We start from the raw sequence: 16029 nt of genomic DNA on the forward strand, positions 1-16029 counted from the left end.
GCGCGGGCAGGGCCCTCCCTGCGGTCGTCGCGGTCGCTGCGGGGCAGACCATGCGTCAAGCCTGCCCCTCAGCGGGTATCGACCCCGACGGCGATATTGTGGGTATCCCCGAAATCTATTTCGATCTTCCCAAGGCCACGAGGAAGCACCTGCCGCGCTTTCGTGAGCGGCTTTTGTTTGTGTTTGTCGTGTATGGTCAAAATTGAACCGAGTGATTTACCGGAACCTTGATCGTGGACATATTATCGCGTCATACCGCGTTTGGGCTTGGGTCGGTCGTGACCGCGCTTATTCAGTCTTGGCTTGCTGAAAGATCGAAACAAGACGAACGGCGCTTTCGTGAAAAACAAGCCGCTTACATCGACTTGCTAGAAGCCTATCACTGTGCCGCCGTCGAAGGGACTGACGAAGCCTCCAAGAACTTTGCACCGTGGCAAATGCGTTGTGAGTTGGTCGCGCCCGAAGCGGCTCATAGGGCGATTGAACGTATCGTTGAAACCAATGAAGACTGGGAAGGGCGAACAAAGGCACATGATGAACTAAAATCCGCGTTCGGTGCCGATTTTTGGCATTGCGAAGTGATGCAAGCGAGGCGTCCGGCAAGCGCGACATTCACGTTCGCGTGACTGTTTCCAGCCTGAAGGGGCGCTTTCAGCGGTCTTCCAGTGATAGGATGGATTGTGGGTGGAGATTTTCGATCTTGCGAATTATTGAGCAATATCAATAACTGATATAGGATGAGTGGCAGCCCGTAGGGGAGTCGAACCCCTCTTGCCTGGTTGAAAACCAGATGTCCTAACCGATAGACGAACGGGCCACTGAGAGGGGTTATTAAGGGCAGCTTGACTGACTCGCAAGAGGAAAGTTACGCCTTTGCAGCATCTTCCAGACGCAATTGCACTTTGCTGCGCCCGCCCCATGTGTTCAGCTCGAGCCGGCCTGCCAGATGAAAGCGCTGATGGCCTGCGTTTTCAAGCGCTGCGCCCAGTGGGGTGTCAAAGGCGCCAAAGGCGATGCCGTCGATTTTTGCGCCCATGCCGTCGCCAAAGCTGATTTTCAGATGCGAGCTGCCGACGCGGCGGGTGGTGACGGCGGTGTCGGTAAAGACAAAGCGCGGTGCGGGGGCGGCGGTGCCAAAGGGGCCTGCGGACTCGAGCTGTTCGACAAAGGCAGGGGTGGCGGCGGTGGGCATCAGCAGGCAATCGATGCGCAAATCCTCGCGCCCACCGGCGCCAGCACCTTGTTTTCCAAGCAATTCTGACAGACGGGCCATGGCGTCTTCCAGCTTGTCGCGGTGCAGCGATAGACCTGCGGCCATCTTGTGACCGCCGCCTTTGATCAGCAGGCCTTCGGCGGCGATGCGCTGGATTGCGGCGCCAAGATCGACGCCGGTGACCGATCGGGCCGAGCCTTTGCCCTCGACCCCGTCAAAGCCGATCACCACGGCGGGGCGGTGGGTGGCCTCTTTTAGTCGGGCGGCGACAATGCCGACAACGCCGGGGTGCCAGCCTTCGCCCGCCGCCCAGACCAGCGGGCCTTGGGTGCCGCGCGCCTCGGCTTGGGCCAGAGCCTCTTCGCGCACGGCGGCCTCGATGGCGCGGCGCTCGGTGTTCAAAACATCCAGCCTTTCGGCCAAGGCCGCGGCTTCGGAGGCAGAATCGGTGGACAACAGCCGCGCGCCCAGATCGGCTTGGCCGATGCGACCGCCTGCATTGACGCGCGGCCCCAGCAAAAAGCCCAGCGCATAGGCGGTTGGGGCTTGGTCCATTCGCGCGATATCGGCAAGCGCGCGCAGACCGACCCTTTCGCGTCGCGCCATCACCTTAAGCCCCTGCCGCACCAGCGCGCGGTTGACGCCGATCAGGGGGGCGACATCGGCCACGGTCGCCAGCGCCACCAGATCCAGCATCGCCATCAGATCGGGGCCGGTGACGCCTTGGCCGCGCAGCTGCCGGTTTGCCTCGACCAGCATCAAAAACACCACGGCAGCGGCGCAAAGATGCGCCAGATCGCCGTCTTCATCCTGCCGATTTGGGTTCACCACCGCATAGGCGGGGGGCAGGGTTTCGCCGCCCAAATGGTGGTCAAGCACGATGACATCGCAGCCCGCCGCCGCAATGGGGTCGTGGCTAAGCGTGCCGCAATCGACGCAGAGGATCAGATCATGCGCCGCCCCCAAAGCTGCCATCGCAGGCACATTCGGGCCATAGCCTTCGTCGATGCGGTCGGGAATATAAAGCGTTGCCGCAATCCCCATGGCGCGCAGCCAGACGATCAGCAGGGCTGCCGAAGATCCGCCATCGACATCATAATCGGCAAAGATCGCAATGCGTTGGCGGGATTTAACGGCCTGCAGAAACCGGGCCGCAGCCCGGCCCGTGTCTTTCATCCGCAAGGGGTCGGGCAGCAGGTCGCGCAGCTGCGGCGCAAGAAAGGCTTCGGCATCTTGCGGCGCCACGCCGCGCGCCACCAGCGTGTTGCAAAGCGGCAGCGGCAGTTTGGTGGCTTGGGCCATCGCCACGGCAAGGCGTTCAACCTCGTTGCTGGGGCCAATCCAGCGGCGGTTGGTCAGCGAGCAGTCGACATTCAGAAAGGCGCTTTGGGTCATGGCCTAGGCTTGCCCCAGCACAAGGGCCGGAGCAAGCGGGAATCACGCTTTCATCGGGCTGCGATAGCTCATCCGCCGCACCGATCCGGTTTTTGACCGCATCAGCAGGGTTTCGGTGGTCACCCAGCCGGGTTCAGTTTTGATGCCTTGCAGGATCGAGCCTTGGGTGACGCCGGTTGCGGCAAAGATCACGTCGGCGGTGACCATATCGTCGCGGGTGTAAATGCGGTTCAGATCGGTGATGCCCGCCTTGGCTGCGCGGGCGCGTTCGTCATCATTGCGAAACAACAGCCGGCCATAGATCTGCCCGCCCATGCACTTTAGCGCCGAAGCCGCCAGCACGCCTTCGGGCGCGCCACCCGAGCCCATATACATGTCGATGCCGGTGATTTCGCTTTCGGCGCAATGGATCACGCCCGCAACATCGCCGTCGGTGATCAGACGAATCGCGGCACCTGTCGAGCGCACCTCGGCGATCAGGTCTTCGTGGCGGGGGCGTTCAAGGATGCAGACGGTGATCTCGTCTGCGGCCACGCCCTTGGCGCGGGCCAGCGCGCGGACGCGTTGGGCGGGGGTCATCTCGAAGGTGACGGTGTCGGGGGCATAGCCCGGCCCGATGGCAAGCTTGTCCATATAGACGTCGGGCGCATGCAGCAGGGTGCCGCGCGGTGCCATGGCGATCACGGTCAGGGCGTTGGGCATGTCTTTCGCGGTCAGGGTGGTGCCTTCCAGCGGGTCAAGGGCGATGTCAACGGCGGGGCCGCGGCCGGTGCCGACCTCTTCGCCGATAAACAGCATCGGTGCCTCGTCGCGCTCGCCCTCACCGATGACCACGACGCCCGCGATATCCAGCAGGTTCAGCTGGTCGCGCATGGCGTTGACCGCCGCCTGATCGGCAGCTTTTTCATCGCCGCGCCCGATCAGTTTGGCAGAGGCAAGCGCGGCTGCTTCGGACACACGGGCAAGGCCGAGCGAGAGCAGGCGGTCTTGAAATTCGGAAGCATCGGCCATTGGGGCATCCTTTGCACGGGGGCTTTTGACCCCCTTAGCGGGCGGGGCAAAGGCGGGCAAGGATGGTGGCGCTAACGCATTTGCGAAAGTTTTGCCGCAAGCTTTGGGGCAGGTTTTGCAGGCGTCAGCGCGGGGTTATGGGCGATCAGACCTCTTCGATACGGATCGCCACGGGGGCCGCCGCCATCACGCCGGTGGCGTCAAAGCGCGACATGGCGTGGTCGATATCGGCGCGGGTGGCCTTGTGGGTGACGATCAGCACGGGGGCAAGCGTGCCCTCGTGGCCATATTGGCGCATCTGGTCAATCGAGACGCCAGCCTCGCCCAGACAGGTGGCGATTTTCGCCAGCGCGCCGGGTTTGTCCAGCAGCGTCATGCGCAGATAATAGCTGGCAGGCGTGGTCGAGACCGCAGCAATCGGGTCGGCAAGCGTGGCCGCAGGCTGGCCAAAGGTCGGCATCCGCGCGCCGCGCGCGATGTCCAGCACATCGGCCATCACCGCGCTTGCGGTGGGGCCAGTGCCGGCACCCGGACCACGCAGCACGATCTGGCCGACGCTATCGCCTTCCAGCACCACCATATTTGTGCCGCCTTGCAATTGGCCCAGCGGGCTGTCAGCGGGCACAAGGCAGGGGGTCATGCGCTGTTCCAGCCCGCGCCCGGTCATCTGCGCCACGCCCAAAAGCTTGATGCGGTAGCCCATATCGGCGGCCAGATGAATGTCGTCGATCGAGATTTTGCCGATGCCTTCCAGCTCGACCGCGTCAAAGCTGACCTTGGTGCCAAAGGCGATCGAGGCCAGCAACGCAAGCTTATGGCCCGCATCAATGCCGCCGACATCCAAATTCGGATCGGCCTCGAGGTAGCCAAGCGCTTGGGCTGCGTCAAAAACCTGTTGGTAGGTCATGCCGTCGTTCTGCATCCGCGTCAGGATATAATTGCACGACCCGTTCATCACCCCCATGACGCGTTTGATCTGATTGCCCGCAAGCCCTTCGGTCAGCGCCTTGATCACCGGTATGCCGCCTGCAACCGCAGCCTCAAAGCGGATGACGCGGCCTGCGGATTCGGCCGCAAGCGCAAGGGCTTGGCCGTGGTGGGCCAAGAGCGCCTTATTGGCCGAGACCACATCCTTGCCCGCCGCAATCGCGGCTTCGGTGGCGAGTTTCGCGGGGCCTTCATGGCCGCCCATCACCTCGACAAAGACATCGACATCCTCGCGCTGGGCCAAGGCCACCGGATCGGTTTCCCAAGCATAGCCCGACAGATCCGCATCACGGGTCTTCGTGCGGTCACGCGCCGAAACGGCGGTGATCACCACCGCGCGGCCGGTGCGGCGCGCGATCAGATCGGCGTGATCTTGCACGATTTTGACAACACCAATGCCGACAGTGCCAAGGCCAGCAAGACCAATGCGCAGGGGGGCAGCCGACATGGGGAAACTCCGTGGTTTTGAATTTGGAGTTTGTTAGCCCAAGGCGGGGCCAAAGGCAACGCGGCGCGCGGTTGTCACCTGCTTCGCAGGGCTGCGGCGCGGGCGCGCAAAGCGGCGCTGCTTGCGGCCAGCGGGTCTTCGGCCAGTGGATCGAGCGGGTCTACCGCCAAATCTCGTGTTGGCAAAAGCGCAGGGCCTGCCAAATCAGGTGCAGCCGCCGCGTCCACGCTGGGAAACTGCGTGCAGGCGGTCAGGCAAAGCAGGGAAAGCGCGCGCAAGATGGATGTCATGGCTGGCACCATATCGCGCGCGCCGGGCGCGTCAATGCGCGGGTTTGATAAAGGTGCCGTTGCGCAGTTCGGTCATCGCCTGCTGCAACTCGGCTTGGGTGTTCATCACGATCGGGCCATGCCATGCTACGGGTTCCTGAATAGGCGCGCCCGAGATCAGCAAGAACCGGATGCCATCTGGCCCAGCCTGCACGGTAATCTCGTCGCCCTTGCCAAATTCGACAAGGCTGCGATTGCCCGACATATCGCGGATGTTCAGCTCTTGGCCCTTATATTCCTTTTCCATCAGCACGCCGCGCGGGGCCGCTGCATCGGCAAAGCGGCCAGCGCCTTCAAAGACATAGGCAAAGGCTTGGCGGCGGGTGTCGATTTTAAAGCTGCGCTTTTTCTCGGGCGGCACGAAGATATCAAGGTATTGCGGATCGGCGGCGATGCCGTCCACCGGCCCGGTCTTGCCCCAGAACGAGCCCACGATCACCTTGACCACGGTGCCGTCGTCTTCCAGCAGCTCGGGGATGTCATGACCCTTGACGTCTTGGTAGCGTGGCTTTGTCATCTTCAGCTCGCGCGGCAGATTGGCCCAAAGCTGAAAGCCGTGCATCTGCCCCTGCGCGTTGCCCTTGGGCATTTCCTGATGCAAAATTCCCGAGCCTGCGGTCATCCATTGCACATCGCCGCCCTTCAGGGTGCCACGGTTGCCAAGGCTGTCGCCGTGATCTACCGCACCGGCCAGCACATAGGTGATGGTTTCAATGCCGCGGTGCGGGTGCCAGGGAAAGCCCGCCATATAATCGCGCGGCGCGTCACCGCGAAAATCGTCAAACATCAAGAAAGGGTCCAGCCGGCTTGGATCGCCAAAGCCAAAGGCACGGTGCAGATGCACGCCAGCGCCCTCGACATGGGGTTGAGCAAGCGATGTACGGGTAACGGGACGCAGGGACATGGCAGCCTCCTTGGTTCGGCAGTGCAGGTTGATCCAGAGATAGGTCTGCAAGACCACAGCGGCAATGGCGAAAGCTTGGATAAAAATCGGCAAGCCGCTGTGCGTGATCGCACAATCTGTTCTTATGTAATCGGGTCAGCTGATTTTGGGCGCTCTGATCGCATTAACTGGCACTCGTGATCTGAAAAAAACGATCAAGTGCAGCTAAACCCCGTCATACAGATCTTTGGGGTAAAGCGGGGGCGGGTGACGATGAACTGTTCCAACACCTGATCGCTGAGACCAACCTCAAAGGCCGGATGATATTGCACCTGCGTTTCAACGATGATGGCGTGGTCGCCATCTGACATCGCTGGAATGCGGCTTTGAACCGTTGCCAAGGTGTTTGTTGTCAGGGCGGACAAGGCCCTGTCGGGTGAGATCGACCAATCCACTTCAAGCCGGGTGCGGGTCTTTGAATAGGTCACTGAACTGACGCGGATGCTGACGGCTTGGGTGTCATCTATCAGATATTGCATGAGATCGCGCATGCCCGTGATATAGGCAGGCGTCAAAGGCACGGTGTTCATCTCGCGCGAGATCAGGTCCGAAATGGTATAGGCCGCTTTTTGTGCGGAATTGATCGAGCGGTAGGCATCCCAATACACAAACATCGCCAGATAGGCCCAAAGCATCATCGGCAAGACAATCACGGCTTCTGCAATCAGGGTGCCGCTTTGATCCTCACGGAAGCGACGCAGCGAAGAAGTAAACCAGCGCATGTGCGGCTCCTTAATTAGGTTCAGTGACAAAAGCCGTGACGGCAATAACCCCGTAGCCGCCCTTGCCATCCTTAGGCAGGCCAAGACCTATTCCGGTCGTGGGGAAAAGCGCATCCTGTGGCACGCAGACCCGCACCAACATAAGATCGTTTTTCTGGCCGATTTGCAGAGTGGTGACGGGTTGGATATCTTGGGAACGATCAATACATTTCACCCCCGTTTTCGGCAGGGCCCAGGTGCTGGTGCTTAGGCGGGTCATTTCGATCATGATGTTCTGTTCGCAGTCTTTGAAAATCACCGTTCGGCGGCAGATTTCGCTTTTAAGCAGCTCTGCGGTTGGCGTCGGGTAATGGCCCAGACGCAATTCGCGCATGGTCATATCGACCGATTGTTCCAGCATGATTGACCGTGTCATCAGCATTCCACTTTCAAATGACGCCATGAAGACCCCCAAGAGCAAAGGGATCATCAGAGCAAATTCGATGCTGGCCATGCCGTCGTCATTGCGAAAGGCACGGGTCAGGCGGCTGAACTTGAAGCGTAGGGAACGGATCATTGGGTCAATCTAAGCTGGTTGATGTTATTGGCGATGGTCTTGAAAGCGGTTCCGATTTGAAGGCCCTCGGCGTTGAAGTAATGCGCGGGCGAGCTGGCGCATTTTGAAATCTGCTCTTGGCCATTGGCACTCGCCTCGAAGGCGATTCCATAGACAACAATTCCCTTGTCCTTTGTCAGAGTGCAGATTGATTGCAGTTGTTGGTTCATCGAGGCTGCATCGGGGACGGTCGACAGCTTGTCGATGGCGGCGTAGAAGTTGTTCACCATGCTGTTCCAGTTGTTATAGCCGAGGCCACGGGCATAGAACTGCCATGCAACATAACTCAGGCGCATTTTGCTCCAGACTTCTGGCCAGGTCAGTTGGGTCGTCTTGTCGAGATCCCGGTAAAAATACTGCCACCGCCAGCCCAATTCAGGCGAATACCCCCAATCCCAAACCCAACCTTTTGTTCCATTGTTGTAAGGTGTCGATCGCCAAGCATTCAGATGCGGAACATAATATTCGTTTGACCCTGCTGCTGACGGACGCCCCGAGGTGAAGCGGATCGAATATCTGCCCTCAACGGAGCTGAAATAGATTGGCGAGGGGCCGGTTTTGTAGGCTTCAGCAACCCGTCGCCCGCCCGAGTTTTCGCCGTCGGTCATCAGCACGATCACCTTCATCACATTCTTGTCGCCATAAGCTAGGGGACGATCGGGGATCTCGTTCGGGATCTTGCCATCTTGCCGCAGGCTGGTGAAGATCGCGCGCTGGCTTGGGTCCATCATCGTCACGCCCCATTTCATGCCGATGTTGATCGCCGTGCCGCCAAGCGCCACCAAGCCATCTATGTAGCCGTTCAATGCTGGGATCGAGCGGGTTGGCAAACGCAGGAAATTGTTCGTTATCGTTGGGCAGATCGCGGTGTTCCGATTGTAAACCGGATCATATCCGATCGAATAGGTCCGATCTGTCGGGCTTACAAAGCCTTGCGCATAGTAGGTGTCACTCGCGAAATCATGCAGAGAGACCATGGGCATGCTGGCTGTGGGATCAATGCCGGTCGAGTTGTAGGTCGAAGCGGGCAGGTCAATGCAATAGGCATTGGCAAAGCCTTGGTCATTTGTCAGGCCGGTGTATTTGCTGCGCAGATCAGGGCCCAAGTTGACATGATCGTCAAAGGGCACAATCGAGATCGAGATCTTGCCTGCCGCATCGTTGGAAATAACAGTTTGTACAAAATCCTTGGCTGCAACTTTCAGGTTCTCGAGGCGGTTGTTCCACCCCATCGAACCGGAGATGTCGAGAACAAGGCTGATTTCAACATTGTTGATGCGCTGTTCAGCTATAGACTTGCCTTTGGTGGTCATGGCGATGCGCTTGGGGTCCGAGTTGATATCGCCGTTTTTGATCAGATGCATGAAATAGGCGTCTGTGGTGGCCGAGGCATTGGCCTCGACGGTGCGGAAGTTCACGCCATTGGTTACGGTGACGCTTTGCAGATAATTCGACATGCCAGCCTTGGCAAAATAATCGCTGACGACCTGATCGGGGTCCAGGGTCTGCGACAGCGAGGCCGAGGCCAAGGTGGCGCGGTCCAGCGTATTTTGCAGCGATGTGCGGGTTTGTTCGTAGCGCATCAAGTCGATTGCAAGACCGCCCATAAAGGCCATGATCACAAACAGATATAACGTTAGCAGCAACAAGGACCCCTGTGTGTCCTCGACAAAGCGGCGCGACGCCGGATGTGAGCCAAGCCTCAAAAGACGCTGAAGAATGCGAAATGTGGTCTTTTTCATAGCTCTATCCCAAATTCACGTCTTGCGGCCGAAAGCGGCGGCGTTGGCCCGAAGGCGTAGATGATCTCGTCAAGTCTGCATAAGGTGAGAGAGCTTTGGCTTTCGTATGGCGATTTGAAAGGCAATTGTGCAATCAGCGTGGCGGCGCGGCGGGTGGGCGCGACAATCCCTTTCAGCGGGCTGAATCGTTTCCAAAATCGAGCCTACCGATGTGGCGCCCGGCTGGGCGCTTGATAGGGTGTGATTCGATCTTTGGCCGCCGCCAGACTGGCTGCGCCAAGGCGCACCGCGGCCGCGTGGCGCAAGTGGCAAGGCTGGACTGCGACATCGGGTGTCGCGGATACACGCGTGGGCGGGCTTTAGGTATTGAATAAGGGGCGCAAAGCGGGTTCACTTCCTGCAAATTCAAGGAGCGGTGCGATGCGCTATTCTGGCCTGAAAGTGATCACGCAGGGGCTGTTGGGAAACAAGGGCTGGGGCCCCGCTTGGCGCAGCCCAGAGCCCAAGGCCGAATATGATGCGATCATCATCGGTGGTGGCGGGCATGGGCTATCGACCGCCTATTATCTGGCGAAAAACCATGGGCTTACCAATATCGCGGTGCTGGAAAAGGGCTATCTTGGCGGCGGCAATATCGGGCGCAACACCACGATTGTGCGCGCCAATTATTACATGCCCGGCAACTCGGAGTTTTACAGCCATTCGCTGAAGCTTTGGGAAGGGCTGGAGGCCGAGCTGAACTACAACGTCATGCATTCCCAGCGCGGCCAGCTGGTGCTTTGCCATTCCGACGGGCAGCGCGACACTTTGGCCCGGCGCGGCAATGCGATGATCAACCAAGGCGATGACGCCGAATTGTGGAGCCGCGAGCGCGTGCGCGAAGAGGTGCCCTATCTGGATTTCGAGCAGACCCGCTTTCCGATCTATGGCGGCTTGATGCACCGTCGCGGCGGCACCGCGCGCCATGATGCGGTGGCTTGGGGCTATGCGCGCGGCGCCGACCGGCGCGGCGTCGATCTGATCCAGAACTGCGAAGTCACCGGCATTGATATTGAAAATGGCGTCGTGCGCGGCGTGCAAACCACCCGCGGCCCGATCCGCGCCAAAAAGGTTGGCATGGTGGTGGCAGGACGCTCAAGCCAGGTGGCGGCAATGGCCGGAATGCGCCTGCCGATTGAAAGCCATGTCTTGCAAGCCTTTGTAACCGAAGGCCTAAAGCCGATCATCGACCATGTGATTTCCTTTGGCATGGGGCATTTTTATATCAGCCAATCCGACAAGGGCGGTTTGGTCTTTGGCGGCGATATCGACTTTTATTCCAGCTATGCGTCGCGCGGCAATCTGCCGATGGTCGAGCATGTGATGGAGGCCGGCATGACCCTGATGCCGATGATCGGCCGCGCCAAGGTGCTGCGGTCTTGGGGCGGGATCATGGATATGACGCCCGACGGCTCGCCGATCATCGACAAGACCCATATCGAGGGGCTGTTTGTCGATGCCGGTTGGAACTATGGTGGCTTCAAGGCCGTGCCTGCCTCGGGCTGGTGCATGGCGCATCTGATGGCCACCGGCGAAAGCCACGAGGTCGCCAAGCGCTTCCGTCTGGACCGGTTCCGAACTGGCGAGGTGATGGACGAAGAAGGCACCGGCAGCCAACATAATTTGCACTAGGGAGACAGCGCATGAAACTACCTTGCCCCCTGTGTGGCAGCCGTGATCGGCGTGAGTTTTACTATATGGGCACCGAGGATTATCTGACCCGTGCGGGGGAGGGGGCCTCGCTGGATGATCTGGATAACCAGCTGTTCTTGCGGGACAATCCGGCAGGATTGACGCGGGATTTGTGGTATCACGAACAGGGCTGCGGCGCTTGGATGGTGGTGACGCGCAACACGGTCAGCCACGCGGTTCTGGCCGCTGAATTGGTTGCGGGCCGCAACAAGGGGGCCAAAGATGCGCATTGAAGGCAAAGGTCAGATTGATCGCGCCAAGCCCGTCAGCTTCAGCTTTGACGGGCGCAGCTATCAGGGGTTCAAGGGCGATACTGTCGCCTCGGCGCTGTTGGCCAATGGCGTGCGGCTGATGGGGCGCAGTTTTAAATATCACCGCCCGCGTGGGGTTTTGACGGCGGGTTCGGAAGAACCCAACGCGCTGATCGAAGTGGTGGGCCCCGCCAATCAGACGCCAAACGTGCGCGCCACGGTGCAAGAGATCTTTGAAGGTCTGGTGGTGCGCAGCCAAAACCGCTGGCCCAGCCTGCGCTTTGATCTGCTCAGCATCAACGATCTGGCCTCGCCGTTTTTGTCGGCGGGGTTTTACTACAAAACCTTCATGTGGCCGCGCGCCTTTTGGGAGCGGATTTACGAGCCGATCATTCGCCGCGCCGCAGGGCTTGGCAGCCTGTCTGGCAAGCATGACGAGGGGCATTATGAAAAGGCCTTCGCCTTTTGCGATGTCTTGGTGGTGGGGGCGGGGCCGGCTGGGCTGATGGCCGCACTGACGGCAGGGCGCGCCGGTGCAGATGTGATCCTATGCGAAGAAGACCGGCTCTTGGGCGGGCGCTTGCCCTATGCCGAGGGTCAGGTCGACGGCAAGCCTGCCGCAGACTGGGTCGCCGCAGCCGAAGCCGAGCTGCGCGCTTTGCCGAATGTGCGGATCATGACCCGCACCACGGTGACCGGGGCCTATGATGGCGGGGTCTATTCGGCGCTGGAACGGGTGGGGCTGCACCGCAGCCCGCGCCCGGATCTGCCGCGCGAATGTTTCTGGCGCATCACGGCAGCCCAAGTGGTGCTGGCAGCAGGGGCGCTGGAACGCCCGATCGCTTTCCCGATGAACGACCGCCCCGGCATCATGCTGGCTTCGGCGGCGCAAACCTATCTGCATAAATACGGTGTGGTTGCAGGCAAACGCGTGGTGCTTTTTGCCAATAACGACGGCGCGCGCGCGGTGGCGCGGCAACTGATCGCCGCAGGTGTGACGGTGGCGGCGATCTTGGACAGCCGCAGCGATGCCTCGGCGATTGAAGATTGCCCGGTCTATCTTGGCGCCGAAGTCACTGATACCAAAGGCCGGCTGGGGCTGACCGCGATCTCGGGCCGCCACATGGCCGGCAGCTTCGAGATGGATTGCGATCTTTTGCTGGTCTCGGGCGGTTGGAACCCGATGGTGCATCTGACCTGCCATATGAACGGGCGGCCAAGGTGGGAGGCCAGCATCGCGGCCTTTGTGCCAATGGCTGACGCCGTGCCGAATTTGCGCGCCGCTGGCGCCTGCAACGGCGCGTTTTCCAGCCTCGATTGCCTGACAGAAGGGGCGCAAAGCGCGCAGTCAGCGCTGCAAGCGCTGGGGCGCGCGCCGACAGAGATCGCCGTGCCGCGCGCCGAGGGTCTGCCCTATACCATCACCCCGCTGTGGCAGGTCGAGGGCAAGGGCCGCGCTTGGCTGGATTTCGCCAATGATGTCACCACCAAAGACGTCAAGCTTTCCGCGCAAGAGGGCTTCCGCTCGGTCGAGCATATGAAGCGCTATACCACCCAAGGCATGGCGCCCGATCAGGGCAAAAACTCCAACGTTGGCGCCTTGGCGGTTTTGGCCGATGCCACCGGGCGCGGCATTGCCGAGACTGGCATCACCACCTATCGCCCGCCCTATGTGCCGACTTCGATCGCGGCGATGGGGGCGGGCGGGCGCGGCGCAGGCTTTGCGCCGCAGCGCTTTATGACCTCGGATCAAGCCAGCCGCGACCGCGGCGCGCCGATGATTGAGGCGGGGCTGTGGTATCGCCCCAGCTATTTCCCCAAACCGGGCGAGACGACATGGCGGCAGTCTTGTGACCGCGAGATTGCTTATGTGCGCGGGGCAGTGGGGGTTTGCGATGTCTCGACCCTTGGCAAGATCGACATTCAGGGCCGCGACGCGGGCCGCTTCCTTGATCTGGTTTATACCAATACCTTCAGCACCTTGCCGGTTGGTCGGGTGCGCTATGGCCTGATGCTGCGCGAAGATGGCTATGTTTTGGATGATGGCACCTCGGCACGCTTGGCCGAAGACCACTATCTGATGACCACCACCACCGCTGCCGCAGGTCTGGTGATGCGGCATCTGGATTTCGTGCATCAGGCGCATTGCGCCGATTGGGATGTGCGGTTCATTTCCGTCACCGAGGCTTGGGCGCAATTTGCGGTGGCAGGGCCGAAAGCGCGGGCGCTGATCAACTCGCTGCTGGATGCCCCGCTGGAAGGCTTCCCCTTTATGGCTGCGGGCAGCCTGCGTCTGGGCTCGACCAACGCGCGTCTGTTCCGCATCAGCTTTTCGGGCGAAGAAGGCTACGAGATCGCGGTGCCCAGCCGCTATGGCGAGGCGCTGTTCCGCGATCTGGTGGCGCGGGCCGAAACCATGGGCGGCGGGCCTTATGGCATGGAAGCGCTGAACGTGCTGCGGATCGAAAAAGGCCTGATCACCCATGCCGAGATCCACGGCCGTGTCACCGCCTATGACATTGGCGCAGAAAAGATGATCTCGGCCAAGAAAGACTGCATCGGCAAACGGGGCGCCCAGCGCGACGGCCTGCATGGCCCTGCGCGCGAGCAGATGGTGGGGCTCAAGCCCGTGACGATTGCCGAGATCACCTCGGGCGCGCATCTCTTTGATACCGCAGCAGATCTGACGCGTGTCAACAGTCTGGGCTATACAACCTCGGTGGGGTATTCGCCGATGTTTGACCGCCATATCGCTTTGGGCTTTTTGGTGAACGGGCGGGCGCGCATTGGCGATACCGTGCGGCTGGTAGACCGTCTGCGCGGCGTAGATGTGCTCTGCGAGGTCTGCGATCCGGTGTTCTTTGACAAAGCAGGGGAGAGACTTCGTGCCTGAATATATTGCAAAGACCGCTTTGGAAGGCCAAGCCCCGCTGACCATCGCAGGCACCGTGCTGATGGAGCTGGACCACGGCGCTGTGACCTCGATCCAACCCTTTCCTGGCCAAGCAAAAGCGCTGGCCAAGACGCTGAAACCGCTGGGGCTGGCCTTTCCGGGCGTCAACAGCTTTGCCAGCAAAGACGCGGCGCTGATGGTCTGGAGCGGGCGCGATCAGGCGTTTTTGATCGGCGCAGACTGCCCCGATCTGGCGGGGGTGGCGGCGGCCACCGATCAATCGGGCGCTTGGGTCACCCTGTCGCTTTCGGGGCCTTTGGCGGTTGATGCTCTGGCGCGCTATGTGCCGATTGATCTGCGGCTTGCGGCTTTTCCCGTAGGCAGTGCCGCGCGCACGCCGGTTTATCACATGTCGGCCGTGGTGATGCGGGTGTCAGAGCAAGGCTTTCGGATCATGCTGTTCCGCTCGATGGCGCGTACAGGCTGGCACGAGCTGGAAGTGGCGCTAAAAACACTCGCCGCACGCGCGGCATGAGGCTAAGCAATGCCGATCTGGTGGCGCTGATCGCACAGCGCCACGCGCTGCACCAAACCCCCGATGTCTCGGGCGACGAGGCAGGCACCGCCGCGCAGATCGTGGCGGCGCTGCACGCGCTGAGCCCTGATGAGATCGTCACCGGCCTTGGCGGTCACGGCGTGGCGGCCCTGTTCCAAGGCGCGCAAAGTGGCCCCACAGTGATGTTTCGCGCCGAGCTGGACGGGCTGCCGATCGCCGAGCTGTCAGATCTGCCTTACCGCTCGACCCATGCGGGCAAGGGGCATCTGTGCGGCCATGATGGCCATATGGTGCTGCTTTTGGGGCTGGCGCGGCAGCTGGCACGGCGCAGGCCCGCGCGGGGGCGGGTGGTGCTGATGTTCCAACCCGCCGAAGAAGACGGCTCGGGCGCGCGCGCCGTGGTGCAAGATCTGCGCTATGCCGCCCTACGCCCCGATTGGGCCTTTGCTATCCACAATTGGCCGGGCGCAGCGCTTGGCCAGGCACGCCTCGCCGCAGGCGTGGTCAATTGCGCCAGCCAAGGCCTGCGCATCATGCTGGAAGGCAAAACCGCCCATGCAGCCGAACCCGAAAACGGCCTCTCACCGGCGCAAGCCATGTCGCAGCTGATGCCCGCGCTGATGGCGCTTGATCGCCCCGGCCCGCTGGGGCAAGCCTATCAACGCCTGACCCTGACCCATGCAACTCTGGGCGCGCAAAGCTTTGGCATAGCACCCGGGGCTGCGGAAATCTGGGTGACGCTGCGCACAACCGAAGACGCACAAATGGCAGCCTTGCAAAGCCGCGTCGTCGATCTGGCCCAGCGCCATGCAGCGGCGTTTGGCCTGAAGATCAGCTTTGCGCAACAAGACAGCTTTGCCGCCTCGGTCAATGACCCAGAGGCCGTGGCGCAGCTGGAACGCAGCCTGACAGCGCTTCAGATCCCCTTTGACGACAGCGGCCTGCCAGAGCGCGCCTCGGAAGACTTCGGCGTGTTCGGCTGGGGAAAAACCAAATCCGCCATGTTGTTTCTGGGCGCAGGTGAAACCGCACCTGCGCTGCACAACCCCGACTACGATTTCCCCGACGCCCTTATCGAAGCCGGCGTGGCGATCTTTCACCACCTTGCCCGCGACATCCTGGGGTAAGCAGACCCGCGCTTTCATCTTGGTCTAAATATCCCCCGCGGAGCGTCCTCCCCTCGCCTAAGGAGCCTCCGGCGGGGATATTTAGA

15 protein-coding genes and 1 tRNA gene are annotated in these 16029 nt (G+C 61.0%); 7 read left to right on the top strand and 9 right to left on the bottom strand.

Going from position 1 to position 16029, the window contains the following annotated elements:
- The coding region (locus V7Q10_RS12905) for a hypothetical protein (protein ID WP_333869521.1) at positions 1-206 on the top strand (206 nt) is incomplete at its 5' end.
- A gap of 72 nt (positions 207-278) precedes the next feature.
- Entirely contained in the window at positions 279-626 is a 348-nt protein-coding gene (locus V7Q10_RS12910; protein ID WP_333869522.1) for a hypothetical protein, read from the top strand.
- A gap of 116 nt (positions 627-742) precedes the next feature.
- On the opposite strand, the gene V7Q10_RS12915 is transcribed toward V7Q10_RS12910, so the two are convergent.
- The 9 genes from V7Q10_RS12915 to V7Q10_RS12955 form a co-directional block, all read right to left on the bottom strand.
- Positions 743-817, bottom strand: a tRNA-Glu gene (locus tag V7Q10_RS12915).
- A gap of 48 nt (positions 818-865) precedes the next feature.
- Positions 866-2608 carry a single-stranded-DNA-specific exonuclease RecJ gene (gene recJ / locus V7Q10_RS12920; protein ID WP_333869523.1) on the bottom strand — a complete coding sequence of 581 codons (1743 nt, stop codon included), beginning with the start codon at positions 2606-2608 and terminating at the stop codon, positions 866-868.
- 42 nt (positions 2609-2650) lie between these two features.
- Positions 2651-3619, bottom strand: coding sequence for a class II fructose-bisphosphatase (gene glpX, locus V7Q10_RS12925; protein WP_333869524.1), 969 nt, complete (start codon positions 3617-3619; stop codon positions 2651-2653).
- A 145-nt stretch (positions 3620-3764) separates the two neighbouring features.
- The gene (locus V7Q10_RS12930; RefSeq protein ID WP_333869525.1) at positions 3765-5054 is read right to left on the bottom strand and encodes a homoserine dehydrogenase; all 1290 of its coding nucleotides are present in this window, start codon (positions 5052-5054) and stop codon (positions 3765-3767) included.
- A gap of 74 nt (positions 5055-5128) precedes the next feature.
- The gene (locus V7Q10_RS12935) at positions 5129-5344 is read right to left on the bottom strand and encodes a hypothetical protein (RefSeq protein ID WP_333869526.1); all 216 of its coding nucleotides are present in this window, start codon (positions 5342-5344) and stop codon (positions 5129-5131) included.
- Between the two features lie 31 nt (positions 5345-5375).
- The gene (locus V7Q10_RS12940; protein ID WP_333869527.1) at positions 5376-6287 is read right to left on the bottom strand and encodes a pirin family protein; all 912 of its coding nucleotides are present in this window, start codon (positions 6285-6287) and stop codon (positions 5376-5378) included.
- A 194-nt stretch (positions 6288-6481) separates the two neighbouring features.
- Positions 6482-7048 carry a TadE/TadG family type IV pilus assembly protein gene (locus V7Q10_RS12945; RefSeq protein WP_333869528.1) on the bottom strand — a complete coding sequence of 189 codons (567 nt, stop codon included), beginning with the start codon at positions 7046-7048 and terminating at the stop codon, positions 6482-6484.
- Positions 7049-7058: 10 nt separating this feature from the next.
- Positions 7059-7604: a TadE/TadG family type IV pilus assembly protein gene (locus V7Q10_RS12950; RefSeq protein WP_333869529.1), complete on the bottom strand. Its 546-nt coding sequence runs from the start codon at positions 7602-7604 to the stop codon at positions 7059-7061.
- Positions 7601-9289 carry a pilus assembly protein TadG-related protein gene (locus V7Q10_RS12955; protein WP_333869530.1) on the bottom strand — a complete coding sequence of 563 codons (1689 nt, stop codon included), beginning with the start codon at positions 9287-9289 and terminating at the stop codon, positions 7601-7603. Before V7Q10_RS12955 ends, V7Q10_RS12950 begins: the two co-directional genes overlap by 4 nt.
- Before the next feature lie 516 nt (positions 9290-9805).
- Here V7Q10_RS12955 and V7Q10_RS12960 point away from each other — a divergent pair.
- Genes V7Q10_RS12960 through V7Q10_RS12980 form a run of 5 tightly spaced genes read left to right on the top strand, consistent with a single transcriptional unit; the run spans position 9806 to position 15943 of the window.
- Complete coding sequence (locus V7Q10_RS12960; RefSeq protein WP_333869531.1) at positions 9806-11056, top strand: sarcosine oxidase subunit beta family protein; 1251 nt, start codon at positions 9806-9808, stop codon at positions 11054-11056.
- Between the two features lie 11 nt (positions 11057-11067).
- Positions 11068-11349: a sarcosine oxidase subunit delta gene (locus V7Q10_RS12965; RefSeq protein WP_333869532.1), complete on the top strand. Its 282-nt coding sequence runs from the start codon at positions 11068-11070 to the stop codon at positions 11347-11349.
- Positions 11339-14260: a sarcosine oxidase subunit alpha family protein gene (locus V7Q10_RS12970; protein WP_333869533.1), complete on the top strand. Its 2922-nt coding sequence runs from the start codon at positions 11339-11341 to the stop codon at positions 14258-14260. The genes V7Q10_RS12965 and V7Q10_RS12970 overlap by 11 nt, the downstream gene beginning before the upstream one ends.
- A complete protein-coding gene (locus tag V7Q10_RS12975) occupies positions 14253-14795 on the top strand; it encodes a sarcosine oxidase subunit gamma (protein WP_333869534.1) in 543 nt (180 codons plus the stop codon). Before V7Q10_RS12970 ends, V7Q10_RS12975 begins: the two co-directional genes overlap by 8 nt.
- A complete protein-coding gene (locus V7Q10_RS12980; protein WP_333869535.1) occupies positions 14792-15943 on the top strand; it encodes an amidohydrolase in 1152 nt (383 codons plus the stop codon). Before V7Q10_RS12975 ends, V7Q10_RS12980 begins: the two co-directional genes overlap by 4 nt.
- Positions 15944-16029: the final 86 nt, after the last annotated feature.

Source organism: Cypionkella sp., from assembly GCF_036782355.1.
Lineage (GTDB): Bacteria > Pseudomonadota > Alphaproteobacteria > Rhodobacterales > Rhodobacteraceae > Cypionkella.

Bases quoted from the DNA above. Each gene is read 5' to 3' on its own strand.
- recJ (WP_333869523.1), bottom strand. From the start codon at position 2,608: ATGACCCAAAGCGCCTTTCTGAATGTCGACTGCTCGCTGACCAACCGC.
- glpX (WP_333869524.1), bottom strand. From the start codon at position 3,619: ATGGCCGATGCTTCCGAATTTCAAGACCGCCTGCTCTCGCTCGGCCTT.
- V7Q10_RS12930 (WP_333869525.1), bottom strand. From the start codon at position 5,054: ATGTCGGCTGCCCCCCTGCGCATTGGTCTTGCTGGCCTTGGCACTGTC.
- V7Q10_RS12935 (WP_333869526.1), bottom strand. From the start codon at position 5,344: ATGACATCCATCTTGCGCGCGCTTTCCCTGCTTTGCCTGACCGCCTGC.
- V7Q10_RS12940 (WP_333869527.1), bottom strand. From the start codon at position 6,287: ATGTCCCTGCGTCCCGTTACCCGTACATCGCTTGCTCAACCCCATGTC.
- V7Q10_RS12945 (WP_333869528.1), bottom strand. From the start codon at position 7,048: ATGCGCTGGTTTACTTCTTCGCTGCGTCGCTTCCGTGAGGATCAAAGC.
- V7Q10_RS12950 (WP_333869529.1), bottom strand. From the start codon at position 7,604: ATGATCCGTTCCCTACGCTTCAAGTTCAGCCGCCTGACCCGTGCCTTT.
- V7Q10_RS12960 (WP_333869531.1), top strand. From the start codon at position 9,806: ATGCGCTATTCTGGCCTGAAAGTGATCACGCAGGGGCTGTTGGGAAAC.
- V7Q10_RS12965 (WP_333869532.1), top strand. From the start codon at position 11,068: ATGAAACTACCTTGCCCCCTGTGTGGCAGCCGTGATCGGCGTGAGTTT.
- V7Q10_RS12970 (WP_333869533.1), top strand. From the start codon at position 11,339: ATGCGCATTGAAGGCAAAGGTCAGATTGATCGCGCCAAGCCCGTCAGC.
- V7Q10_RS12980 (WP_333869535.1), top strand. From the start codon at position 14,792: ATGAGGCTAAGCAATGCCGATCTGGTGGCGCTGATCGCACAGCGCCAC.